The sequence below is a fragment of the Candidatus Zixiibacteriota bacterium genome (assembly GCA_036480375.1).
GTDB lineage: Bacteria > Zixibacteria > MSB-5A5 > GN15 > JAAZOE01 > JAZGGI01.
In genome coordinates this window covers 16349-42131 of the sequence record JAZGGI010000038.1, presented here as the reverse complement: position 1 = coordinate 42131, position 25783 = coordinate 16349, and the positions used below count along the sequence as shown (strand labels likewise).

Sequence of the window (25783 nt, the reverse complement as noted above, 5' to 3'; positions counted from 1 at the left end):
AGTCCCTCCTTACAATTCTTTATACAAACTCAGTTTCATTGTTTTCCAATCTATGTTCAAACTGTACGAAATTGGAATTTTCAAAGCAACAAATATTTGCCGATATTATAGAAAAACCTATCGGTCATATCCGGACCAATACGGGTTGGAATTACCCCCTCCGGCGGTCAAACGTTTTTCTTCAAATCCGAATCTATCCATGATATAAATTTCTTTCGTTCCGGTCCGCGTTGATGAGAAAACGATATGATTCCCGTCCGGCGACCAGTGGGGGTTTTCGTTATTGCCCCGTTCGGTAAGAACACGAAAATTATCGCCAGTAACATCAATCGTGCAGATATTAAATTTGCCGTTTACTCGGCTTAAGAAAACAATTATGTCTCCCCTGGGCGACCAGTCGGGGGAGTCATTGTAGCCACCCTGATAAGTTAATCTCCTGACGTTGACGCCGTCAATATCCATTATATAAATCTGGGGTGACCCGGTTCTGTCCGAAGAGAAGGCAATCTCCTTCCCGGTCGGTGACCAGCATGGACTCGATTCAATCGATTTGGTGTAGGTCAGTCTGCGCTTAATCCGTCCATCCCGTCTCAACAGATATAATTCGGCGTTGCCATCGCGGGATAAAGCGGCCACTATATGTTTGCCGTCGGGTGAAACCCGCGCGGCCGAGTTAATTCCCGGATAAGCGGCGATCTGGCTGACATTTCCGTCGATGACATTATACTCGTAGAGCTGAGGTTTGTCATTCATAAACGAGGTGAATAGTATTCGTCTGCCGTCAGGGTCGAAAGCCGGGGAGAGGTTTATCGAGCCGTTTCCGGTTAATTGATAGATGTTAGCCCCGTCATAATCGCACAGGAATAATTCTTTGTTGCCGGTCCGCTTCGACATAAAACATATCCGCGTATCAAAGATACCTCTGTCACCGGTGAGATAATAGATGATATCGTTGGCGATGGTATGTGACAAACGGCGGTAATTGCTTGTTATTGATTGGAATCGTCCGCGAGCGAAAACCATTTGAGATTTGGCGGCGTAAATCCGGTAGCTGAAATTGATGTTTTCTCCTGAAAACGACGCCTTGCCTTTGACGACATATTCGGCTCCCAGGTGAGACCATCCCAGAAGCGTTATCACTTCCAGTTCCATGTGACGCATATAGAAAGAATCAAGTTCGACGACTTCATAGAACGGTGAGAAGTCCAAATCATTGCGGATAATCTCACCCATGCGGACGAGGATGACCGAATCGGCGGTTGTTAATCGTTGATTCTCAACGCCGGTAAAATCCTCGACGGCAAGAGAGATTTGTTCATGCCCCCGCTTGGGATCGAGTCGGCCTTCATACTCCTTGATTTGAGCATGAATAATGGAAGCGCAGATTAATAAAAGCAGAATGGTGAGGCCTAATTGTATATTTTTCATATTTATCTCGGCAAAAAAGGAAATTCTAATGTTATGCCAATAATATCATCCTGAAATTCGGAAGGTAATGGCGGTAACGGGTTGGCTGCCTGTAGAGCGCGCATACAGGAACGATCGTAAGCTTCGACTCCTGAAGATTGTTTTATTACCGGATCAAATATAGTCCCCGAACGAAGCACCTGAAAATATATAAAGCATGATAGAGGTTTATTTGCGCGAACCGGATTCGACCACGCTCTCTGGATTTTTCCAAAAGCGCGAAGGAAATATGTAGGATAGTTAAAACTGGCGTTATCTACAAAAGCCGATCCAAAAGCGCTCCCCGGGCCTATCTGTTCACTGACATCGGCGCCGCCTTCCTGGTTTTTATCCGCTGTCGTGGCCTGGTCTTTGTAGCCGGTATCGCGTTCCGTTTTTGATTTCTCTTCGACTTTTTCTTCGGGCGGTTTTTCGATTTCAACCGGCTCCTCGCGAGTTTCGGGAGTGGCTATCGGCACGGCGATTTCCTCTTCGACCATTGCTTCGGGAATCGAGATTTCCGGCATCTTATCGGGCTGAATAAGTTCGGGACTGCCCAGCGGCGGCATTTCTATAATATTAACACCCACCGATTCAAAGTCCGGCTTCATGAGGACTTTAAATGGATTCATAAAGCTAACTATCATAATTAATCCCACATGAAAAATGAGAGAGTAAAGAATATCTCGTGCCGTAAAATCCATGGCTGTTATTTCCGTATATTATCAGTATTGATCGGCGAGGTGACCAATCCCAGATAATCGATTCCCATATCCTTTAATTTCGCGATAACGTCAACGACGGCGGCGTAAACGACGGCGCTGTCTGCCCTGACGTAAACCGATGAAGTATTTTTCTGCCGGAGAACGGCATCAAGGCGTTTTTCAAAATCGGGTATCCTGACCCAAATATCATCAATAAAGATACCGCCTTTTTTATCGATGGTAAGGACGACGCCTTCGCCCAGATCTTCGTTGATGGCCGTTTTGGTTTTGGGTAGATTGACATCGATGCCCGACTGAAGCATCGGCGCGGTAATCATAAAAATAATCAAAAGCACCAACACAACATCAACCAGGTTGGTGACGTTAATATCGGCCATATGTCCGTAGCGGCGCTGAATCATTGATAACTGTCTTTCTTGAGGTTGGCCATTAACGAGAAGCTGAAATTATTGGCCCGGTCGGTTATATATTTGAGTTTATTATTGGCCCAGTTATATCCGATTACAGCCGGGATAGCCGCCGCCAGGCCGACGATAGTCGCCAGAAGGGCTTCGGCGATCCCCGGCGCGACAACTGTTAAAGACGCCGAGCCACGTTCGCCGATTGACCAGAATGAATCCATGACACCGACTACCGTACCCAGCAATCCCAGAAACGGCGCGGCGTTGGCGGTCGTCGCCAGAAAGACGACGTATCGTTCCAGTTCGCCGACCTGTTCAGTAATAGCCTTGTCCATCATTAAAGTTACGGTTCTAAAATCATCTTCGGACAGTTTACGTTGATTGTCAGGAACGCCGCCCTTGTTTTTGGCTTCCATGATTAAATCGGCTTCCTTGATACCGGCGGAATAGACTCCCGATAGCGGCGTCAGGCGAAAGTTTTTTGTCTGGTTTATCAAATCCGAAACATCGGTCGCCCTTTCAAATAAATTATTAAACTTAAACGACTGTGATTCAACTTCCTTAAACAAGCGATATTTGTTGAACATAATGCCCCAGGAAGCCAGAGACATGATGACCAGGACGCTGATGATTATCCAACCGAAAAACGACATATGCGCCAGAATTTCCCAGACTCCTCCGGAAAACAATGCCAGCGGTGCAGCAATCTGCGCGCTTAAAAGAATGATTGAAATTGACGTCATAACCTATTGTACACAATCTCTATAAAAAGGTTTTTTATTTATCTTTCAGATTGATAACGATAGAAAAACGTTGTGTTTAATTCAACAAAAAACGCTTGCGGATTAAGAATTTATACAAGAAATCGGAAGAAAAGGTTCCAGTTGGGGGGGTGATCTAATCCTACGTATAAAGACGTGGGGTACCTGGGCTACTGACTGCCCCAAGAATCAATCGGTAATTCACATGCTATTGTGCCTTTTATTCTTATATCCTTAACATAATTACCAGTTGCTATTTTATTATTGATTAAGGACTCGAATTTGACAAATGCATCCATATGGCATTTTTTATACTTTTTACCACTGGGGCATGCGCAAGGGTCATTACGCTTTAATTTTTTAAACATGGAGTAATATCCAGGATCAAATAATTCAAAAGCCTTCTTATCTATATCATAGAAAAAAACCTCTTTCTTTCTTGTTGCCCCAAAAGTGCGTCCGGACTTCCCTCCGCCGATGAATATTTGTGATGGATATTCTTCATGAAATGCATGGGTCACTTCCTTAATTCGCTCTTCCTCAGCGCCAACACATTTGATATACGAATTATTAATTATGATAGAGTTAAACTGAATGACTTGATTATTGTCTAATAGCTTAAAGGTATTATTTTCTAGTACGAATTTTCGTTGGCTATTCCAGTACACTATATAATATATAGAAGATATTGGTATCAATATTAATGTTTCTATAAATCCTATATGCCTATTGCTAATATTCGCGATTTGACCTTTTATATCCAAAGCTGCTGTCGACATAAATTGATCACTTAATAAAAAGTCATTATTACTCTCAATAAGAGCAAAATTGTAGCCAAGTATAATCGTTTGACTTAGTGCTTTAATATATTGATGGTTTAGTATTTTCTCAGTGAGAAGTGGTATTTTCATCCTTGCATCGAAGAATGACGATTCCGTCAATAACGCTCCACTTCGGTAATAGAAAATTACAAAGATGGGCAATAACTCTTCAATCATAGCTTTTATTTGTTCAATTGATGAATCATTGTTTTTTAGCCTTTCGATTTCCTTATTAATAAGTTTAATTCTTGGTACAATGTTACTATCTAATTTGGCAAAATACTTTTCTAATGTATTCCTTCTTAGGTTATCATGCTCGTATACAAATTTCTCAGACATTGAATTAGAAGGGCTAGTCCGATAAATTTTCTTGTTCCTCAAAAGGACTTCAACCAATTTACCATCAGAATCGGTGAATCCTTTAAGGAATCCTTCCGGGATATAATGTTGATTTTTGACAAGAATATTATTCATGACCGGCTGCCCCACAGCTTGCTGTGGATTTCGTTCCATCACTCGTTGAATTTGGATAATCTTTATTCATTTGCCTTAATGCCCAGGTTTTTTTCCCACAGCAAGATTGTGGGGCACAAATCAATAATACTCTGTTTATATGATAATAGCAACGAATTTTATTTGGCCATTCGGCGGCAGGTCACATCCTCGTAAAACGGGAACAGGACCTGCCGCAACGAGGACGACAACTCGAGAGTTGTCGCTACACTAATCTTTCTTTGCTATGGGGAACCAGCCTGTAGGGCCTGTTGAAAAAGTCTTGAAATGATCTTCAGCCTAAAGAATGGGGAAACATTTCGAATCGTAAGTTCTTGATACACGTCAGGTCACAATTTTGTTTTCACAAAATCAAGACCTGCCGCAACACCCGAAAGAGGTTTATCAACAAGCCCTGTAGTTCGGGATTCCTGCCGAAGGTTTCGAGCGAAGACCCAAAAGGGTCGTTGCGAGAAAGATCCCGCCAAAGAAAAATGGCAGGATCGCGGGGATCCTGCCCTGATCTGATAACGATAGAAAAACGTTGTGTTTAATTCAACAAAAAACGCTTGTTGCGGATTAAGAATTTATACCAGAAATCGCAAGGATTGGTTCCAGTGGGGGAACGATTAGCAGACAGAATATAAAATCTCTATCCAATGGGTGGGATACGGATTTACTGGAATACAATTCGATAACGACAATATACGCCGAGCATTAAATATATCTTAGAATTATTGATGTTTAGTAGATTGAAAGAATTTCAAGAAATATCTTTAAGTCTATTCATACGTTCCCTGGCATCGTCCAATAGCGGTATATTGGAATCCGCATTTTTCCAGATATCAAGAAATGTTTCATAATGAGAAATAGCATCATTTATTCGGCCGGTCTCTTCGTATGCGAGACCCAGATAATAATGTATCATTACTGCCCAATTGCTCCAAAAAATCCGTGGCGAAGTATAAGTCAATTCTAATTCTTCAAATAAATTTATGGCCTTGTCCAATTTCCCCGATTTTAGATACGCCCTGGCTCGCATAAATTGGACATCAAAATTCTTTATTGAAGGGCTCAGTTTTTCGAAATATGTGCAAGCCAATTCACTATTATCTTGCGCCAATTCAATGTATCCAAGTGTCCACCAATATGGATGCATGAACTGAGAGGGCGAGTCCTGACATACCTTTTTCAGATTTTCAGCTACTTCTTTTGCTTTTGTGACTTGATTGTTTTTTGCCAGTAGCCATGCGTATATATCAAAATAATCAAAGTTAGTATCGGATTGTTCTATTTGATGTTGATTTCTATAATGCTCAATTTCAATTATTGCCTTTTCATATTGAGATAATTCTGCGTACAAAGCGGCTTTCAATAGAAATTTTGCATTATAATCTGCATATAGTGTCGGCTTGGATAATTCCAATCTGTCAGCTGCGATGCCATCATCAAGCATATTCAAAGCATTCTCATATCGGCCTTGAGCTACTAATATATATGTAAGACGAAGCCTGCCTGCGACGCGTCCACCTATCTTGGAGATATATTCGCGATATGACTCTTCTGCCATCGCATAATCTCTTTTTAATAAATACACATCCCCAAGTCCTAAAATAGAATTAGGGAAATTGGATTTAATTTCCAAAGCTTTCCGATATGATTTGATGGCTTCATCAAGCAGGCCGTTCTTTGCACTTAGCTCGGCCTTACTGTCATAGGGATTGGCTTCATCAGGATATAGAGCAATATATCTGTCGATAACCGCGAAAGCCGAATCAGGATTACCCGACAAGTCGTACGAATATGCGAGATTATTAATTGCCAATTTATAATATGGATCCAATGCAATCGCTTCCTTAAATTGAATAATCGCATTTTCATATTGTTCCATGCGGTGCCTCAATAAACCGTAGTAATAATAAGCCATCTTTTCATTCGGGTAGCGTTTAATAAGTTTTTCATATTCAGTAACCGCTTGAGATTCGTCGCCTATTAATACAGCCCTTGATGCCCATATATAGTGCTTTTCAACTTGACAGACATTGTCAATATATTGCACAGCTTTTTCAATATATTCCGGTTCAGCAGTAAGAGTAGATAAAAAATAATATGCCTGAGCAAGAGTCGAATCATATTCTAATGCCTTATTAAAACTGTAAAAGGCATCTCCATAATAGAATTTTGACAAATACTCCTGGCCCTCCAAATAATAAAAGTAAGCCTTCTGGGAATTCGTAGTAATACTGGCAATCTGAGGATCCGGTTCATTGATAGCATCAGGTAATAATGGTAGATCATTTTTAATTACCGCCGTGAGTTTATCAACCAGTTTGAATATGTCGTCGTCAATTGATCCCTCGATTTTTCGAGAACTAAGTATATGACCTGATTCCGCATCTACAATTTGCACCGATATAATTATTTGCGGTTCCGTTTGGAGAATGTTGCCCGTTAACATCCATCTGGAATTAGCTTTTTTTGCCACTTCGGCAGCTAATTCTTCTCCAATTGCTTCTGAATCCTTTTTTCCTATTTGTGTTAATATTTCAGATAAATGTTGTGTGGAAACTACCTGCAGGTACTGCGACTCGGCTAAATCGGATATCAGCAAATTCATTGCGATTTTGCCTAAATTTTCCGGATCATCCGGTTCTGCTATATTTTTGATATAGAGTACTACCAGAGAATTGTCACTTGCCTTTGCTTCTTTTGTTGGCTGGAATTCTAAAGTCCACGGCTTGAACAATAAAAATAGGATTATGGCTATGACCAAAAACACCGGAATAACACGCTTCCAAGTGCCTCGACTCAAGGTCTCTTTGCCTGTACTTGTGGATTCCGACTTATATGCCGATTCGGATGCCAGCGATAATTCCTTTATTTGTTTACGAACAGATTCATCATGATCCAGATGATTGGTAAATTCTTCAAATTTTAGAACTGAGTTCATACAACACTGACAAACCATGAGATGAAGCTCAACTTCCCGTCGTTGCTTACTCGTCAGCATACCCATTTCATAGGCATGGATGAGATTTTCAAAACGCTTTTCAATACATTTAGACATCAGACATTTCCTCTTTTGCCAGACATTCAAGTAATGCCTTTCTTGCTCTTGATAAAACCAAATAAACAGCATTGTCAGATATCGTTAATGTTTTACCGATTTCTTTCACCGTATAACCCTGATAATGAAGATTGAGTACTCTTGAATACTTTATATTCGCCTTACTGACTTTCTTCAAACATTTTAATAATCGACGAATGATGTTCAAATCGGGAATCCAATTTTCTTTAATTAAGCCCAATTCATGCAACTCTGCCCTCTTTTCGGACCACCCGTATTTGCGACGATAAAAACTGTTAAGTTTATTCTCAAGTACTCGATATGCCCAAGCCGAAAAACTGACGTGAAATTTAATATTCTTATATTGTTCGGCTATCGTCGTCAAGGCATCCTGGACTATTTCTTCATTATCATCTTTACTACCTACCCTTTGTCGAATAAAATAGTAAAATCTGTCAGATAATTGGTGGAATAATTTTTCTTCTGCTTTTTTGTCTCCATTAATTGCGAGAGAATGTAATTCATTGATATTCATACAATAAACAGCAGTTTACACCTTTCCTCAGAAGGAATTAACAACATTTTCTTACAATACGCAATAATCTCAAAATAGGTTTCTCCTGGACCCGAGATTCAATTGAACATGATGGTAAGTATATGGATCAATCTCGATTTTAGCAATATTTTAGATATTTGAAAAATATTGACAGATTATTGAGAGTTTTGCGACACGTATCTTACAAGGCTATAAGTAAACATTAATTCATATTTCATGCCAATAATGGTGAAATAATCCGGAGGAAACGAATGAAAACTTGCTAAGGTCCAATAGGGATAATCTTGTTAAGATGTGTAACATTTGGACCTGCATTGGTATAGCTATTGATATATGTCTTAAAGATAACACCAATGCAAAAAATGGCGCCAATTCTTCTCAATTATACTCCCATAACGACCGGGGATATTGTTAATGACGGAGGTACATCCAATGGTATCAGTTTAGTTAATTATGATAATGATGGAGATAGCCTTCTTGAGATAGAAAACGACGCTTGACGTGGCACGACTATTCAAGCGGACACAAAAAACCAAAAGGAGTGACGAATGTTTCAACAACAGTATTTACACTGGCATCATTTCCTCACCATCGCAGTATGTGCGATTCTGACTATCGCTCTCGCATCAACAACAATTGCCGCTCCGGCGAACTTCACTCGAATCACCACAGGCCCCCACGTTACTGATGGGGGATCGTCTTTTGGCATAAGTTGGATAGACTACGATAACGACGGCTGGTTGGACATTCATGTGGGAAATTCCGCGACGAATGAAAACAACTTCCTGTATCACAACGAAGGTGACGGGACCTTTACAAGAATCACTGCCGACCCGATCGCCAATGTTATGGCACGTTCCTACACACAAGCCTGGGGTGATTACGACAACGATGGTGATGAGGATGTCTATGTCGGTCGGCATAATTACAGGACCAACCAGTTCTACACCAACAATGGTGACGGGACTTTCGCCAAGATCGACACGGCCGGTGATCTCACGACAGATGCCGCATGCTCAAACACGCATGCATGGATTGATATCGACAATGATGGTGATCTGGATCTCTACACCCAGACTGAAACCAACAGTCTGCCGTGGTCAGCTGCCAATGCGATGTATCGCAACGATAACGGGATCTTCGTAAAGATTACGACCGGGGAGATTGTGACCGATGTCAACAATGCACACGGTATGAGTTGGTCGGATTATGACAATGATGGTGACATGGATTTGTTCGTGGCCAATGCATTTTTTGCCAACCCTCAACCGGATCCAGCGGACTTTATGTATGAGAACTGTCTTTATCGAAACGAAGGTGATTTTAATTTCACAAAGATCGTATCAGAGCCAATAGTAACCGATAGAGCAATATCGTATGGCCCCAGTTTAGGTGATTATGACAATGACGGTGACCAGGATCTATTTGTCGCTAATGGCTATTTGGATTTACCGAATTTTCTCTACAGTAATAACGGTGATGGCTCTTTTACCAGGATTACAACTGGCGAAATGGTTACCGACGAATCTCCTAACTTCTGTAGTAGTTGGGCAGACTATGATAATGATGGCGACCTGGATTTGTTTGTGACAACATGGGCATATCAACAAAACCGGGCTAATCAATTGTATGAGAACAACGGTGACGGTACGTTCACACGAATCATGTCCGGGGCATTGGTCAGTTTTGAAAGCGAGTTTTTTGGTCCGGCTTGGGGTGATTATGACCGCGATGGTGATCTGGACGTGTTTATTACCAGGTCTCAGAATGATAACCTTCTCTTTCGAAATGACGGTAATGGTAACAACTGGCTGAATGTGAAGTGTGTCGGAACGGTCTCTAATGCTTCTGCAATTGGTGCCAAGGTTCGCATCAAGGCTAATATTTCTGGTGGTCCGGTTTGGCAACTGCGCGAGATTTCCCCTGCCGCCAGTTACTGCGTGCACCATGCCATAAACGCCCATTTCGGACTTGGTGACGCCGCCATCATTGATTCCATCATTGTAGAATGGCCGAGCGGAGTCGTCAATGTTATAACTGACGTTGCCATAAATCAATATATAGAAATGATTGAATTAAATTGTGGTGACGCCAACGGCGATGGTGATGTCAATGTCGGCGACGCCGTGTATATTATCAATACTGTTTTTAAAGGCGGACCTGCCCCCTATCCTATCGAAGCGGGCGATGCCAATAGCGATGGCGCGTGTAATGTCGGTGACGCCGTTTATTTAATCAATCATGTATTTAAAGGCGGTCCGGGACCATGTGAGGAAAGTAAATAAGGTTGAGACTACAAATCTGTATCCCACCCACGGCATAATCGCTCCTCCTCTGATTATGCCGTAACATAACTGTTACCTATGTCGTGAGTCCAATCTGTTACCTATCTTGTGAGTTTGTACTAGTAGCAGCCTTGATAGGTCAAAAAACCTTTGTTGCCGAAGGCTGATTCGCCAGTTTTTTCTCTTAAATAAATCCTTTCGAAAGGGGTGGACAAAATCGCCTCTGATGATTATATTTGGAATCTTTTCTGAGCCGCTATAATTGCGGTCGGGAAGTAAAAAACGATTTAGTAGACAGGCAATTTTGGGAATTTACATTAAGCCAGTGAGAAAGAAAATATGCTTGAGAATCTGGAAAATATTAATACGATATTAGCCACCGATTGCGGTTCGACAACTACCAAAGCAATCCTGATAGAAAAACGAGAAGGCGAGTTTCGCCTTTTAGCCCGCGGCGAAGCGCCAACGACTGTCGAAGCTCCTTTTGAGGACGTTACTATGGGAGTTCTTAATGCCGTAGCCGAAGTGGGTGAGTTAACCAATAAAACTTTACTTGATGAAAACGATAAAATCATCTCACCGGCTGACGGCGATCGAGGATGCGATATTTATATTTCAACATCTTCGGCCGGAGGCGGTTTGCAGATGATGGTCGCTGGCGTAGTCCGTTCTATGACGGCCGAGTCGGCCGAACGCGCGGCTTTGGGCGCGGGCGCTATTGTTATGGATGTTATCGCATCCAACGATAAGCGTCGTCCCCATCAGCAAATTGAAAGAATTCGTCATCTACGCCCCGATATGATTTTGTTATCGGGAGGTATTGATGGCGGAACCACCTCGCATGTAGTGGAAATCGCCGAATTGATCTCCGCGGCCGACCCCAAACCGCGTCTGGGCTCGGGATATAATCTCCCCGTTATATTCGCTGGAAATATCGAAGCCCGCGGGGCCATCAAAGACACGTTGGAAAATAAAGTCGATTTGGGCATCGTTGAAAATCTTCGCCCGGTTCTGGAGCGCGAAAATCTTCATCCGGCCCGCGAAAAAATTCATGATTTATTTATGGAGCATGTCATGGCTCAGGCTCCGGGTTATTCAAAGCTGATGAAATGGGCCGATGCTCCGATTATGCCGACGCCGGGAGCGGTGGGATTGATTATAAAAACTATCGCCGATCTGGGTAATATGGAAGCGGTTGGAGTCGATATCGGCGGCGCCACGACCGATGTTTTTTCTGTTTTTCGTCCCGACGGCGGGGAAGGAGTCTTTAACCGGACGGTTTCGGCCAATTTGGGAATGAGTTATTCGATTTCAAATGTCTTCGCTGAGGCGACTTTGCCGAATGTTATGCGCTGGGTTCCATTCGACATGGATGAACGCGATCTGCGCAACCGAGTTAAAAATAAGATGATCCGCCCGACAACAATTCCGCAATCAATGGAAGAATTGGTTTTCGAGCAAGCGGTCGCAAAGGAAGCGTTGCGATTAGCTTTTATTCAGCATAAAAGTTTTGCGACGGTTTTGAAAGGCGTCCAGAAACAAAGAACCATCGCTGACGCTTTTGAGCAGGATAGTTCCGGTTCGTCAATTGTCAATATGATGACGCTGGATATGTTAATCGGTTCCGGCGGCGTTATGTCTCACGCCCCGCGCCGCCAGCAATCGGCCATGATGCTGATTGACGCTTTCCAGCCGGAAGGTGTAACCCGCCTTGCCGTCGATTCCATCTTTATGATGCCCCAGCTTGGCGTCCTTTCAACACTGCATCCTCAGGCAGCCACCGAAGTCTTTGAGAAAGATTGTTTGATTCATCTGGGCAGTTGCGTGGCTCCGACCGGCGAAGTTAAAAAAGGCGGAGACGTCATGAATTATAAGATTGATCTTCCCGACGGAACCGTGTCGGGCAAACTCGAATTTGGCGAGATGAAACTGCTCAAAGTCGGCCTCGGGGAGGATGGCCTGCCTTTAAAAGTTAAAGCCTCTTTGGAGCCGTTGAAGCATCTCGATCTTGGTCGTGGACGCGGTCAAAAACTGGAAACAGAATTGCACGGCGGCGTGGTTGGCATTATTCTTGACGGCCGCGGTCGCAGTCCGTTTGTGCTACCGGAAGAAAATTCGCAAAGAATTAACTCCTTGAAGAGTTGGATGACAGAACTTGACGCTTATCCGGAAAAAGCTCTGGATAATAAATAAATATTGCAAAGAGGATTTAACATGCTGAAAATTCGGGTGATAATATTTCTCCTGCTGATTGTTCTTATTCTGGCGGCTGGCGTTTACGCCGGTAATTACGTCAATTGGAATGGCGGCTTCTGGCTGAATTTTCCCGATGATTGGGAAAAAGTCGATTACCGCATTGTTGATAGAATATTTTTGCCCACCGATAGTACCAGCGGTACTTATAATTATGAAGCGGTTTTCGCGCCCAAAACTTCGCCTTATCTTGATGACGCTTACGTGGTGATCGCCTTTGATTCAATCGGTACACTATCCAAACAAGAGGCGGATTCATTGCTAAAAGATATCTCCAACACGTACAAACAGGATATTTACAAAAGCCGCGTAGTGGATCAAATGTCTGATTTGATTCCCGGACAGCCTCGACTGGATCTGAATGATAAATCGATTACGGTCATATCGGAAATGGCTTATCGTCCGGAAGCAATGAAGAAGCTTATGATGCATATGAAATTAAACGACATAGGTATGGTAACCCTTTACTGTTATAGTCCGGATTCTACCTTTGAAAGTGATAAGGCGATTTTTGACAGTGTAATCGCTTCATTATCATTTGAAAATTTAAAAGAGGCCGCGGCGCAGGAAGAATTAAAATTTACGGATGTCGGCAAATACGACAGTTTGGATAATCCTTCATCATCTCTTTCCGAAGAAGAAGCGGCCGAACCGGTTATGAGATTTAAAAACTGGATGCTTGCCGGCGTAATAGTGATAATTGCTATTGGTTTAATATGGAATTTTGTCATCCTGCCGCGCAGGAAAAAATCGAAAGAAGATTCCGATTAGAATTTGAAGTTTATTCAGGAAGGCTGAAATAATATGGCACATGCATATACACCCGGATTGAAAGTTAGCGAAAAGCTGCTTGTAACCAAGCGCAGGATTCTCCCTTTAAAAGGCGAGGTTGTCGCTTCTCAGGGGGATCGTGTCACTCCCGATACCGTGGTTGCCCGGACGTTTTTGCCGGGAGATGTCGAACCGATAAACGTCGCCAATCAACTGGGATTGCCGCCTGAGGATATTGAAGGCTGTATGCTCAAAAAGGTCGGTGATCCGATCGAAAAGGGTGAAATTATCGCTCGTACAAAACCTCTTTTTGGATTGAAGTTTTTTTCCTCTTCCAGTGCTTCCACATTAACAGGGACCGTGGAGTCAATTTCCGGCGTTACCGGTCAGGTTCTGCTGCGCGGAAAACCGATTCCGGTTGAAGTGTCCGCTTACCTTGAAGGTGAAGTTATGGAAGTGATCCCGGAAGAAGGCGTGGCCGTATCCACCTGGGGCGCTTTTATCCAGGGAATTTTCGGCATCGGCGGAGAAACTCACGGAACGATTAAGGTCGTTGTTCCCGATAATTATACTCAATTGCAGGAAAAATATATTACCGAGGATTGTAAAGATTGTATTATCATCGGCGGTTCCCGGGTTACGGCTAACGCCATTAAAAAAGCTATAAAAGTTGGCGCCAAAGGCGTCGTCACCGGCGGTTTTGATGATAAGGATTTGCGCGAATTTTTGGGATATGATATCGGTGTCGCTATTACCGGTTCCGAGGATTTGGGTATTACCCTGGTCATCACGGAAGGTTTCGGCGATATCAATATGGCTCAAAAGACATTTGATCTGCTCAAATCCAAAAACGGGCAGATGGCCTGTATCAACGGCGCGACTCAGATCCGGGCCGGGGTTATTCGTCCGGAAGTCGTTGTTCCTTTGGGCGGAGATCCTCGTGAAAAAGATGAGGCGGACGGCTATGAACAGCAGGGTCTTGAGATCGGATCTCCGATTCGTATTATCCGCCATCCATATTTTGGAAAGCTGGGCAAAGTTTCGGGATTGCCACCGCGGCTCCAGGTTTTGGAATCAGAATCCAAGGCGCGTGTGTTGGAGGTCGAGTTTGAAGACGGTCAAACCGTTACTGTCCCGAGAGCAAATGTTGAATTAATTGAGTCTTAAGTAAATATTATCGAAATAAAAAAAGCCGGACGCTTTTGCAGTGCCCGGCCTTGTGTATTTTAATATCCGGATTATTTCAAGAATAACATCTTTTTGGTCTCGGATAAATCATCAGTTTTCAATTGATAAAAGTAAATTCCCGAGGCCACGGTCCGGCCGCTATTATCGGTACCATCCCATTTTATTCGAGTGATTCCCGGTAAAGCGTTATCGTTGAATAATAGCTTAATTTCCTGTCCTATAATATTGAATACCTTCAAAGACATCTGATGGGGTAAATTATACGGATTAAAAAATTCAATCGTAGTTTGCGGATTAAAAGGATTCGGATAATTTTGAGATAGAGTAAAGTGTGTCGGTAAAGACTCTTCATCAAACTCTTCATCCGTTGCGACGGGGAACATCAGATCATTAATTGCTTTCTGCAGTGTTGAAACTGCCGCCGTTCGCTCCATAAACGAGAGAGGAATATCAAAGAAAACATAATCCCTGCTGCCGTCAATATGCCGCCAGGCGATAGGCTTGCCGTCCGTTTCAACCGTATCCATCGAGGAATTATAGGTATAAATCACTTCATTATTTGTTCCAAATAATCCCGGTAAGCTGGGACTGGGAATCCCTGTTGCCGCGATGAAAACCGGGCTGATATGATTGACGGTAGCGGTTGAATCCCAATCAAGCGATGGATATCCTAATATCTGACTATTTGCGCCCACAAAATCCGATACCAGATACGGCCCGGGAGTAATGATTTCCGTTGTCGGCCTTACTCTGAAGGCAGTGTTGAAATAATTATAATAATTCCCGTTATAGGCGTTTGGATTATAAAAAACGGTATCCATGCGAGACGGAGGAGCAGTCAACGTACCCCAGCGGCCAAAGGCGACGACTTTCCCACCGATGGATAAATAATAAGAAAGATCGTTCAGAAAATCTCCGGGGAATCCACCAATATCATCGGTACTATTACCTGATTCGGCTCCGATCACTACAATGCCGTAATCCAATAATGAAATTAATTGGGCGCGAGCGGCATTGGCAGTTGAGCTATCGGAAAAATAATCATAATTCATACTCTCCAGCGCCTGGCGCATAAATTCGCCGGTAACCTGCTCATTGACATTGGCAAAAAATTGATCCGATGAGCGATTGAGAGCAAGAATCCGATCCGCTTCGAGCGTAGCAGCTTTCATTTGAACCGGATCGACCCCGGTCGTGTCGGACATGTTATCGCTATCGTCAAAGGCGACTACCCAATAGTCGTGCAAATCTGAACCGAGCGAAGGGTCGTTATCATTATAGGTCGTATCAGTAATTATATCGGGCAGGAGAACACCATCGCGAATGATCTGATAATGACTGAAATCAAGTTCGATATTGTTTTTGTGCCAGGTCAGGTTAATCGCGCCTAAGACGGGCAGAACGGATAAGCCTGCCGGATTATGAGGAATCGCCAGAGGAGTTGCTTCTACCTGTGTAATTGCGATCGATGAGCGGCCTATATTATCGTAGGATATCAAATAAAAACTATATTTCTGTCCCTCTATTAATCCATTGACTACATAACTATTACTATCACTCGGAATCAAAATCGAATCCGGCATCGAGACCGGAACTTCATTATAGTGGAGGTAATAATGGCTTATATAAATCGGGTCTAATTGCGTCCATTCTACTCTCAAAGATTGCCCATCGCCAATATCGCTTATATTGGATATAATCGCCGGGGGAGGCGAATAATCGACAACATACGCGGTCGCCAATGAGGATTTTATCATTTTTGTCATATAATCAAAACTCATATAGGTAGTGCTATCCTGAGGAGAGTGGTATACCGTTGATAATTCATGTTCATGGACAAAAGTTACATCGTAGCCCTTGAGCTGAAACGGATAATGATCCGAGCTCGCCGATGTGCCGGATAACACACCGGTTATATTGAACAGGCTGTCCGCGAGATTTCCCCATAATTGGGAATAGGCGATCTGATCGCCATGAAACAGCTTGGCAAAACTGTCATTATCGATATGCGCGATCATGTCCATATTCAGCATATAGACTATATCTTCTCCCTGGGTTTCGGCGTTATTGACGTAATGATGCGATCCGTAAAGTCCTGACTCTTCCGAATCGAAAACGACGAATACCAACGTCATATATGTATCCAGATTTGAAAGTATGCGCGCGAACTCAATAACACCAACGGTGCCCGAACCGTTGTCGTCGGCTCCGGGAGAACCTGCGACAGCGTCATAGTGAGCGCCGATAACAATATGTTTATCCGGATAAACGGTGCCAATTTTATAGGCCATGACGTTATAGGCCGGGACATTATCTCGAGTATCGTGCTGAATGCCGCCAAATGAATCAACGACAACCGAATCGTAACCAAAGGCTGTAAATTTCGCCTCGACCCAATCGCGGGCGGCAAAAATCGAAGGTGTCCCCGTTAATCGACCGTTGAAAGCCTGAAGAGTATCGGAATACTCCATGATAGTATCCTGACTGACGAGATTTATAAGCGAATCCAGATCGATTTCGGCGTTTACTATTGAAAATGATGGGTTGAATACCGCCGGACGCCTGAAATAAATTCGAGGTTGATTGCCTTTGACCGGAAGCATTTCGGGGGATATTTCTGATTGGGCCAGTTTGGCTTTGGTCGTTTGATATAGTTTAATGTTGTTAATTTCAAAAAGCGATTTGTAATTGGATTCATCTTTGACACCCGCCTCAAATTCAAGAAATAATTCGTCAAGGCTGATATTGGAGGCGACACGATACATGGGAAGGCCGGAGTGACTCAATATTTCGAAGGCGCTATTATTGGCCAGTATTAAATAATCTCCGTTAATTCTAATCACCGGATCAGCTCTGGAATTGATTAATTTTTCCGCGTCCTGATGATTTTGCAGGCTAACCCGGTACATATCATCGGCCGTCGCGAATCCAGACAAAACCATCATAATCGCTAATAGGTAAATATATACTTTCACAATCAACTCTCCTGTTTATTTATAAAAAAATGGCCTCATAATATACGATAATTTGTAAATCTGTAAAGCTCCCATTTTCTTTATATCCAGATACTTTAAAGACGATTGAAAACGGCAGAAATCAAATGCAAAAATAATTTCGGGCGATTATATTTAAGGAGCGTAAAATGGACTATATGATGGGCCAATTCAATTGTCCGTCAAATGCCGATTTTATTGGCGTTAAAGATAATTTTGAGGTTGACACACCGGGTAAAGTTGTCCATAATGAATAATTTACCGGCCGTTAGCGGGAGTTAGCATCGTGATTACCAGTAACAGAGTGTTAGTGCTTAATCAAAATTATGAGCCGTTGTCGGTTTGTTCGGCTAAGCGAGCTATAATAATGCAGATTCTGGGAAAGGTTGAGATCGTGGAAGCCTATGACGGCGTTCGAGTTCATTCCGTGAATTCATCGATACCTCTGCCTTCGGTCGTGCGCCTGGGTGGGTATATCCGCGTCCCTTATAAGAAAATTTTGCTGACCCGGAAGAACATCATCAAACGCGATCGTCATGTTTGCCAGTATTGCCGAGATTCGCGAGGTCCGATGACGGTCGATCATGTCATTCCGAAATGTTTCGGCGGCAGCGATACCTGGGAAAATATGGTCTGTGCCTGCGAAAAATGTAATAATCGCAAAGGCGACCGTTTTCCGGAACAAGCCGGAATGAAACTGCTCAGGAAGCCTCACCGCCCCAGCCATATAACATATATTCAAAGTTTCATCGGCATCTCCGATAAACGCTGGAGGCCGTACCTGTTTTTGGATTAACCCGGAGTAATTATGGAAACAATTTTATCCGGCATGCAACCGACCGGTCATTTGCATTTGGGAAACTATGAGGGCGCTTTGAAAAACTGGGTCGCTCTCCAGGATTCATATCAAATGTACTTGTGTATCGTTGACTGGCACGCCCTAACCGCCGAATACGATCAGACCGATGAGCTTAAGGAAAAGATCTTTCAAATGGCCGTTGATTTCATGGCGGGGGGATTGGATCCCCAAAAATGCGCGATTTTCGTTCAATCCGATGTCAAAGAACACGCCGAACTTCATCTTCTATTATCGATGATAACGACCGTTCCGACTTTGACCCGGTTGCCGACTTATCTTGAAAAAAAGGAAGAAGGCGGTCTTGATAGTTACGGATTTTTGGGATATCCCGTCCTCCAGGCGGCCGATATCCTTGTTTATAACGCCAATAAAGTTCCGGTGGGAAAAGACCAGGTAAAACATATTTGGCTGGCAAACGACCTGGCCAAAAAATTTAACAATCTTTACGGGCAGACTTTCAACGAACCCGAAGCTCTTTTAACCAAATTTCCAACCATTCCCGGTTCGGACGGTAATAAGATGTCAAAATCCCTGAACAATCATATCGCCCTGGCTGACAGCGAAGAGGAAACGGCCGGGAAATTAAAGAGGTTTTTTACCGATCCGAAAAAACTGCGCAGAGGCGATCCCGGTCGGCCGACGATATGCCCTGTCTATCTACTCCATCAAATTTACACTCCCAACCATGCCGATATCATCGCGCCCTGTAAAAGCGGCGAACTGGGTTGTGTTGACTGCAAGAAAAAACTGACCGAAAATATGAATTCAACCCTGGCGCCGATACGAGAAAAAAGAAAAAAATTAGTTGAAAAACCTGACTTTGTTTTTAATGTTTTAAGGGAAGGCGGCCAAAAAGCACGTAAACGGGCCGCCGAGGTAATGGATAGCGTGCGAAGCAACATGAAGATGGATTATTTTAAATGACGGCTGATATCAAAAACTATTTGGTTGACATTGATATTTTTCAGGGGCCGATGGACCTGCTTCTGTATTTAATCGGGAAAGATGAAATCGATATCTATGATATTCCAATTGCCCGTATTACCGGTCAGTATATGGAATACGTCGAGATGCTGAGACTGCTTAATCTGGAAAATGCCGGCGATTATATTCTCATGGCCGCGACCTTGATTCGTATTAAAGCCCAGATGCTGCTTCCGCGGGAATCGATCAATAACGAGGAGTTTGATCCCCGAGAAGAACTGACCCTGGCCCTTTTGGAATATGGGAAATTCAAAGAGGCTGGCGAGATTCTGCGCGAAAAACGCGAACTCGAATCGAGGTTAACCGCCGTGGCCGGAAGAACGAACGGTTTCAAACCGGATCGCCCCGTGCTTGTCGAAAACAATTCCCTGTATGAATTGCTGACCGTATTTCATGAAATTATGTCAGCTTATAAGGATGATGGCTCATACCTTGTGGATCATCAGGATGTGACGGTTGAGGACAGGATTGAAATCATTGTCGAGAAATTATCCAAAAGCGAATTTGTGTCTCTCGAAGAATTATTCACTGATATCAAGGTGAAAATAATAGCGATTTTGACTTTTCTCGCTATTCTCGAAATGGCTAAGAACCATCGTATTATGATTCGGCAGGCGCGACTGTTTTCGGAAATCCGGGTTTATAGAACCGACCGTCTCTTGCAGGCAATAAACCCACTGCCGACCATAGGAACCATAAACATCCGATCCGCCGTTGATAAAGAAAAGGTGACTATTGACTGATGATTAAAGATGAAAATATAAATTGTACCATTGAAGCGTTAATTCTGGCCTCTCCCGAGCCGGTGTCCGCCCGAAAATTATGCGATGTCATCGGAGACATTACTCCGCCAAGAATCAGGCAGGCCGTCGGTGATCTCAATAATGTCTATATGGGATGTGGTTCGTCGTTTCGTATCAGGGAAGTGGCCAACGGTTATCAATTTCATATATTACCAGATTTTGAAGGCCTGATAAAGAAGCTATTGACCAAAGAACGTACTGTTCGCCTGACCCGGGCCGCACTGGAGGCCCTGGCGATTATTGCCTACAAACAACCCGTTACCAAAACTGAGATTGAACATATTCGCGGAGTCGCTTCCGATGGAGTTTTGCATAATCTCCTTAATCATAAGTTAATCTTAATCGCCGGTCGCGCCGAAACGCCCGGACGACCGTTGCTTTATAAAACGTCATCCGAATTTTTGAAATTCTTCGGTCTGAATAGAATATCAGATTTACCTCGCATGGACGAAATCGAGGAAATGATTAAGCTGGCCGAAGAGCCCAAAGAACAGACCGCATTGCCCTTTGAAGAAATAAAAGAGCAAGAGGCTTTTGAAATAAACGATAAAGATAGCGACGAATCGGCAATTATGGAAACTAATGAGGATGAAATTCCTGAAGGTGTTTCCATCGCGGTTGATGATTTTGCAGGCGATCAAAATGTCGAATCGGTCGAATCTCGTATTGAGCATATTGACTCGAAACCGGAAGAAATTGTCGAACTGCCGCGCGAAGTTAGCGAAACAAATATGTTCAGCACCGAACTCAAAATTGATTCGCTGGATGCGGAAGATAAATCCGTTTCTGACAAAGATGAAACCTCACCTGAGCCAGTTGATCGATTCGAATTGCCGGAAGATAGTCAGGATACACGGGAAGATGGGGAAGAAGAGCCAAATGAAAAAGCTGCAATAATCTCTCCCGATTCCGGCCCCCGCTCGATTATCATCGAAAATCCGGATGACGCTGATAATCCTGCTCCGGTATATTTCAATGAACGAGAAACTGCCGATAACGAATCGGATGATGCCGAATATAATCAAGACAGTTAATCATCCGGTTTATTCCAATTATGAGAATAAATAAATTTCTGACCCGATGCGGCGTGTCATCGCGCCGCCAGGCCGACGTGCTTATCCAAAAGGGAAAAGTAACTGTCAATGGTAAAGTTCTGGAATCTCCCGGCCATATTGTCGATGCGGCCAAAGATGTTGTTTGCGTCGATGGCAAACGTGTAACGCCGATTGATGATTTCACCCATATCGTTTTAAATAAACCAAGCGGATACTTAACTTCGCGCAACGATCCCCACCACAAAACAACGGTAATTGATCTTCTCAAAGATATACCCCAGCGGATCAATCCGGTCGGGCGTTTGGATTTGGATACCGAAGGCGTTTTGCTTTTAACCAATGACGGTGAATTAGCTTTTCGGCTTACACATCCCCGTTATAGCATCAAAAGGGTTTATCGAGCTCGTGTAAAAGGAAAGATGGTGAGTGAGACGTTAAGTCTATTTCAAAAAGGAATTAAACTCCCGGATGGCGCCGTGGGAAAAGCCAATGTTTCGATAATTTCAACGAGTGTGAACCAGAGCGAGATCGAATTGGAACTGACCGAAGGACGCAAGCGGGAAGTCAAACATCTGTGCGAGGCGGCAGGCCATCCGGTAATTAAGCTAAAGCGAATATCGTTTGGAGGAATTACCTGCCGGGGATTGAAAAAGGGGAGATGGCGCGAATTAACCGATGCGGAAATCGATAATCTAAAAAGTATAACGGGACTGACCGGATAATTCTTAATCGGGCCGCATTATTTTTTGTTGATTTCGCACAATTTGCCGATAATATTCAAAGGTTATATATTTTGAGCCCTTATGAATTTATGGAGGAATTTTGGGGTTTTTTGATTTGATTTCGAATGATATCGGTATTGACCTGGGAACGGCCAATACTCTCGTGTTTGTTTGCGGACAGGGAATTGTCCTGAATGAACCGTCCGTGGTCGCCATCGAACGAGTTTCAGGCAAAGTCGTCGCGATTGGATCGGCCGCCAAAGAAATGCTGGGGCGCACTCCCGGTGAAATTACCGCTATTCGTCCTTTGCGAGATGGCGTCATTGCCGATTTTGAGATAACCGAAAGACTGTTATCCGATTTTATCCGGCGCGTTGTGCGCCATAAATATTTGATGAAGCCTCGCATCGTCATATCGGTGCCGTCGGGGATTACCGAAGTTGAAAAGCGAGCCGTCCGCGATTCGGCCGAAAATGCCGGGGCGCGCGAGGTGTATTTAATTCAGGAACCGATGGCGGCGGCCATCGGGGTTGGGCTCCCGGTCAGTCAGCCGTCCGGTACAATGGTTATTGATGTCGGGGGCGGCACCTCCGAAATCGCCGTAATCGCTCTCAACGGCATTGTCAATAATATATCAATCCGCATTGCCGGTGATGACCTCAATGAGGCCATCATAATGTATCTTCGGAAAAACTATAATCTCCTAATCGGCGAGCTTACCGCCGAAGAGTTGAAAATAAATATCGGCTCGGCATTCCAGCTCGAGCAGGAACTGTCAATGGAAGTCAAAGGCCGCGATCTTGTTGCCGGAGTCCCCAAAAGCATCAAACTTTCGTCAGTGCAGATTCGCGAAGCGTTGGCAGAACCGATCGAAGCAATTGTCGAGGCAGTGCGGCGGTCTCTCGAACAAACGCCTCCGGAATTGGCTTCCGATATTCTCGAACGAGGCATCGTTCTGACCGGAGGCGGCGCGCTTCTGCGGGGATTGGATAAACGCCTGCGCGAAGAGACTAATCTGCCCGTTTATGCCGCTGAAGATCCGTTGACCTGTGTCGTCCGCGGAACGGGTAAAGTCCTCGAAGACATGAACGCCTATAGCAAGGTGCTAATCAAAGCCCGGCCGGATTGATTTTTTACAGCCACACTCATGAATTTTAATAACGACTTTTCACTAAAGCCGTTTTTTTGTTGGAAATCGATGAATATTTTATATAATAAGGCATATAATACTTAGTAAAATTTGCATGAGAGGTTGGATAAATGGCAAAAGTAAAACTTCAAAATACCAGATCGACAATTATTGACAATGTGTCATTTTTGGAAATATCAATTCCATCCAAAAAAAACGTGTTTATCATTTTGTTTTTGATGTTTTGGCTGGCAGGTTGGTGCTTCGGTGAGTTTACGGTTACTAAACAATTGCTTAGCGGCGAAGTCGAAAATCAAGGGAAGGCCTTTATGCTTTTTTGGCTAGCGATGTGGACGGTTGGCGGGATATTTGCAATATTCATTTGGTTTTGGAATGTTGCTGGACGTGAAATAATAAAGATTGATGGATTGCAGCTTAAAATAAAAAGGGCTATTTTTAATGTTGGTTTGAAAAAAGAATATGAATTAGTGCATATAAAGGATTTGAGAATATCACCGGAATCAAGAAATATTTTTAGTTCCAAATCAGCTTTCCAATTCTGGGGGTTTGGCGGTGGAATCATCGCTTTTGATTACGGTGCCAGGACTTATCGATTCGGTGCCTCTATTGACGAAGCCGAAGCCAAAATTATTTTGGATAATATTTCAGCCAGATTTAATATCGATATTCAAAAATGATCCCGCTTTTTATTATTAATTTATCTAATCAGAATTAAAAATAATGGTTGATTATTTCTGATCCCTTTGGTCTTATTTGGGGGTTGGGGTGTCTAATTTACAGAAAGTAAGAAAAACGATATGGCGGGCGAGAAGGAACTCATAGAAAAAGCGGCAAAGGGCGACAAAAACGCCTTTACCGAACTCGTCCGGACATATCAAAACAGGATTTTTGGATTTGTTATGAGAATGACGGCAAACAGAGAAACGGCTCTCGATTTGACCCAGGATACTTTCTTGGCGGCCTGGCAGAACCTGAATGGTTTTCGCAAAGACGCGCTGTTTTCGTCCTGGCTTTTTCAAATCGCCGCCAACAAAACCAAAAATTATTTGAAAAAGGCGAAACGGGAAATCTCGCTGCCGAACGATTTTGACGCGCCTTCAGGCGATGTTTCGCCTCATGGCAGAGTCGTTAATAAGGAATCCGGTCAAAAGATACTGCAGGCCGTAACGGATTTGCCTCCGCGGCAAAAAATGGTTTTCAATATGCGTTATTTCGGACAAATGAAATTTAATGAAATTGCCGAAGCGCTTGAAATTTCGGTATCGGCGGCCAAGACCAACTATGCCGAGGCGCTGAAAAAACTTAAAAAATCGATGAGTAAGTTTTATGAAATGTCATGAATTTAAATCGAAAATGGATGAGCTCTTCAAATGTTCTCCAATGGAACTGCCGGAAGCGATGCAAAAACATATCGAATCCTGCGACGAATGCATGACCTATTGTAAAGAGCTTTCCCAAATGTCGGAAATGCTCACGCCTCTCACGAATCTCGAGTTGGCCAAAGACGAGGCGGCGCGGCTCGAAAAGGACCTCCGAGAAAAAATGATTGACGAACCGGCTCCGATACCGGTGCAGCCCCGGGAACGAAAAATGATATCATGGATCCGAACGGTGACGGCGGTCGCATTGGTTACTCTGATTGTTTTGTTCGTTTATTCGCCGGAAGAACCAAATCAAATTACTACAGCTCTCGACTGGACGGAGATTGATCCGGGCAATATCGATTCCGATGTGCTGGCTGAAATGATATTTGAATCGGATGAGTATATATTGAATGAATTTATCGATGAGTCAACGGCCGAATATATCACGTCCCAGATACAGTTGGATCAAGCCTACGACCTGCTTGAAAGTCTGACCGAAGAAGAGTTGGCCTGGTTAAGCGAAAACTTTACGATGGAGATATAAGTCATGAAGCGGATAATTACAATCGCGGCATTGATTGCATTGGTTCTGACCTTAAGCCTTTCCGCCGATGCCCAGCATCGAGGGCGGGGGTTTAAGGGCAAGGGGGATAAGCATCGTAGAATGGAGAATTTCGAGACTCTTCGAAAGATGAAGCTAATTGAGACTCTTGAATTGACCGAAGAGCAAGCGGATAAATTCCTGCCGATCTTTACTTCGCATCGCAAAAAGATGCGGGAAATAAGACGTGAAAGAATAACGCTACTTGATTCTTTGTCGCATTTTCTAAAACAAGAAAATGTGGAGAAAGATATAGGGCGGGTATTTGAACTTTTAAATCATAACGAGAAAAAAACGGATGAGGAAAAATTCATATTGGCCAATGAGATTTCCGAAATCCTTGATGTTTACCAAATGGGGAGGTTTATCCTATTCAAGGAACGTTTTGAGAAGGATATTATTAAGAAATTGTTTGATTATCGAAAGCGAGGCAGAACGTTCCCTCCCAATGAAGATGATGGAATTTAATTTTAAAAAAAGGAGATT

The 25783-nt window shown here is 43.4% G+C and carries 23 protein-coding genes; 15 read left to right on the top strand and 8 right to left on the bottom strand.

All coding sequences use genetic code 11. The annotated features are described in order from the left end of the window. Nucleotides 1-117 precede the first annotated feature (117 nt). The 7 genes from tolB to V3V99_12220 all read right to left on the bottom strand — a co-directional run bounded on the left by tolB (nt 118) and on the right by V3V99_12220 (nt 8248). Nucleotides 118-1428, bottom strand: coding sequence for a Tol-Pal system beta propeller repeat protein TolB (tolB, locus tag V3V99_12250; GenBank protein ID MEE9443427.1), 1311 nt, complete (start codon nt 1426-1428; stop codon nt 118-120). A 2-nt stretch (nt 1429-1430) separates the two neighbouring features. Then, on the bottom strand, nt 1431-2093 hold the full coding sequence (locus V3V99_12245; GenBank protein ID MEE9443426.1) for a TonB family protein: 663 nt from the start codon (nt 2091-2093) through the stop codon (nt 1431-1433). A 62-nt stretch (nt 2094-2155) separates the two neighbouring features. Beyond that, nucleotides 2156-2572 (bottom strand): biopolymer transporter ExbD, encoded by a 417-nt coding sequence (locus tag V3V99_12240; GenBank protein ID MEE9443425.1) that lies wholly within the window; start codon nt 2570-2572, stop codon nt 2156-2158. Then, nucleotides 2569-3315 (bottom strand): MotA/TolQ/ExbB proton channel family protein, encoded by a 747-nt coding sequence (locus tag V3V99_12235; protein MEE9443424.1) that lies wholly within the window; start codon nt 3313-3315, stop codon nt 2569-2571. Before V3V99_12235 ends, V3V99_12240 begins: the two co-directional genes overlap by 4 nt. Before the next feature lie 188 nt (nt 3316-3503). Continuing rightward, nucleotides 3504-4667, bottom strand: a complete 1164-nt coding sequence (locus V3V99_12230; GenBank protein MEE9443423.1) for a DUF4238 domain-containing protein — start codon at nt 4665-4667, stop codon at nt 3504-3506. A 742-nt stretch (nt 4668-5409) separates the two neighbouring features. Beyond that, entirely contained in the window at nt 5410-7713 is a 2304-nt protein-coding gene (locus V3V99_12225; GenBank protein ID MEE9443422.1) for a FlgO family outer membrane protein, read from the bottom strand. Further along, on the bottom strand, nt 7706-8248 hold the full coding sequence (locus V3V99_12220; protein MEE9443421.1) for an RNA polymerase sigma factor: 543 nt from the start codon (nt 8246-8248) through the stop codon (nt 7706-7708). Before V3V99_12220 ends, V3V99_12225 begins: the two co-directional genes overlap by 8 nt. A gap of 374 nt (nt 8249-8622) precedes the next feature. Between V3V99_12220 and V3V99_12215 the strand changes: the two genes are divergently transcribed. The 5 genes from V3V99_12215 (at nt 8623) to V3V99_12195 (ending at nt 14745) form a co-directional block, all read left to right on the top strand. Continuing rightward, nucleotides 8623-8769: a hypothetical protein gene (locus V3V99_12215; GenBank protein ID MEE9443420.1), complete on the top strand. Its 147-nt coding sequence runs from the start codon at nt 8623-8625 to the stop codon at nt 8767-8769. A gap of 48 nt (nt 8770-8817) precedes the next feature. Further along, nucleotides 8818-10554, top strand: a complete 1737-nt coding sequence (locus tag V3V99_12210; protein MEE9443419.1) for an FG-GAP-like repeat-containing protein — start codon at nt 8818-8820, stop codon at nt 10552-10554. Between the two features lie 339 nt (nt 10555-10893). Further along, entirely contained in the window at nt 10894-12747 is a 1854-nt protein-coding gene (locus V3V99_12205; protein ID MEE9443418.1) for a glutamate mutase L, read from the top strand. Nucleotides 12748-12768: 21 nt separating this feature from the next. Then, nucleotides 12769-13578: a hypothetical protein gene (locus tag V3V99_12200; GenBank protein MEE9443417.1), complete on the top strand. Its 810-nt coding sequence runs from the start codon at nt 12769-12771 to the stop codon at nt 13576-13578. Between the two features lie 33 nt (nt 13579-13611). Further along, nucleotides 13612-14745: a hypothetical protein gene (locus V3V99_12195; GenBank protein ID MEE9443416.1), complete on the top strand. Its 1134-nt coding sequence runs from the start codon at nt 13612-13614 to the stop codon at nt 14743-14745. 71 nt (nt 14746-14816) lie between these two features. On the opposite strand, the gene V3V99_12190 is transcribed toward V3V99_12195, so the two are convergent. Further along, nucleotides 14817-17741 carry a M28 family peptidase gene (locus tag V3V99_12190; protein ID MEE9443415.1) on the bottom strand — a complete coding sequence of 975 codons (2925 nt, stop codon included), beginning with the start codon at nt 17739-17741 and terminating at the stop codon, nt 14817-14819. Nucleotides 17742-18045: 304 nt separating this feature from the next. On the opposite strand from V3V99_12190, the gene V3V99_12185 reads away from it, so the two are divergent. From V3V99_12185 to V3V99_12140, 10 genes are all read left to right on the top strand, one after another. Beyond that, nucleotides 18046-18555, top strand: a complete 510-nt coding sequence (locus tag V3V99_12185) for an HNH endonuclease (protein ID MEE9443414.1) — start codon at nt 18046-18048, stop codon at nt 18553-18555. Between the two features lie 12 nt (nt 18556-18567). Further along, nucleotides 18568-19542, top strand: a complete 975-nt coding sequence (trpS, locus tag V3V99_12180; protein ID MEE9443413.1) for a tryptophan--tRNA ligase — start codon at nt 18568-18570, stop codon at nt 19540-19542. Next, nucleotides 19539-20345 (top strand): segregation/condensation protein A, encoded by an 807-nt coding sequence (locus V3V99_12175; protein ID MEE9443412.1) that lies wholly within the window; start codon nt 19539-19541, stop codon nt 20343-20345. Before trpS ends, V3V99_12175 begins: the two co-directional genes overlap by 4 nt. Continuing rightward, a complete protein-coding gene (gene scpB / locus V3V99_12170) occupies nt 20345-21439 on the top strand; it encodes an SMC-Scp complex subunit ScpB (protein MEE9443411.1) in 1095 nt (364 codons plus the stop codon). The genes V3V99_12175 and scpB overlap by 1 nt, the downstream gene beginning before the upstream one ends. 20 nt (nt 21440-21459) lie before the next feature. Further along, a complete protein-coding gene (locus tag V3V99_12165; GenBank protein MEE9443410.1) occupies nt 21460-22182 on the top strand; it encodes a pseudouridine synthase in 723 nt (240 codons plus the stop codon). Between the two features lie 100 nt (nt 22183-22282). Further along, nucleotides 22283-23311, top strand: coding sequence for a rod shape-determining protein (locus tag V3V99_12160; GenBank protein MEE9443409.1), 1029 nt, complete (start codon nt 22283-22285; stop codon nt 23309-23311). A gap of 188 nt (nt 23312-23499) precedes the next feature. Next, the gene (locus V3V99_12155) at nt 23500-24009 is read left to right on the top strand and encodes a hypothetical protein (GenBank protein ID MEE9443408.1); all 510 of its coding nucleotides are present in this window, start codon (nt 23500-23502) and stop codon (nt 24007-24009) included. A 120-nt stretch (nt 24010-24129) separates the two neighbouring features. Further along, entirely contained in the window at nt 24130-24672 is a 543-nt protein-coding gene (locus V3V99_12150; protein ID MEE9443407.1) for a sigma-70 family RNA polymerase sigma factor, read from the top strand. Continuing rightward, nucleotides 24659-25240, top strand: a complete 582-nt coding sequence (locus V3V99_12145) for a hypothetical protein (protein ID MEE9443406.1) — start codon at nt 24659-24661, stop codon at nt 25238-25240. The genes V3V99_12150 and V3V99_12145 overlap by 14 nt, the downstream gene beginning before the upstream one ends. A 3-nt stretch (nt 25241-25243) precedes the next feature. After that, entirely contained in the window at nt 25244-25765 is a 522-nt protein-coding gene (locus V3V99_12140) for a hypothetical protein (GenBank protein ID MEE9443405.1), read from the top strand. Nucleotides 25766-25783: the final 18 nt, after the last annotated feature.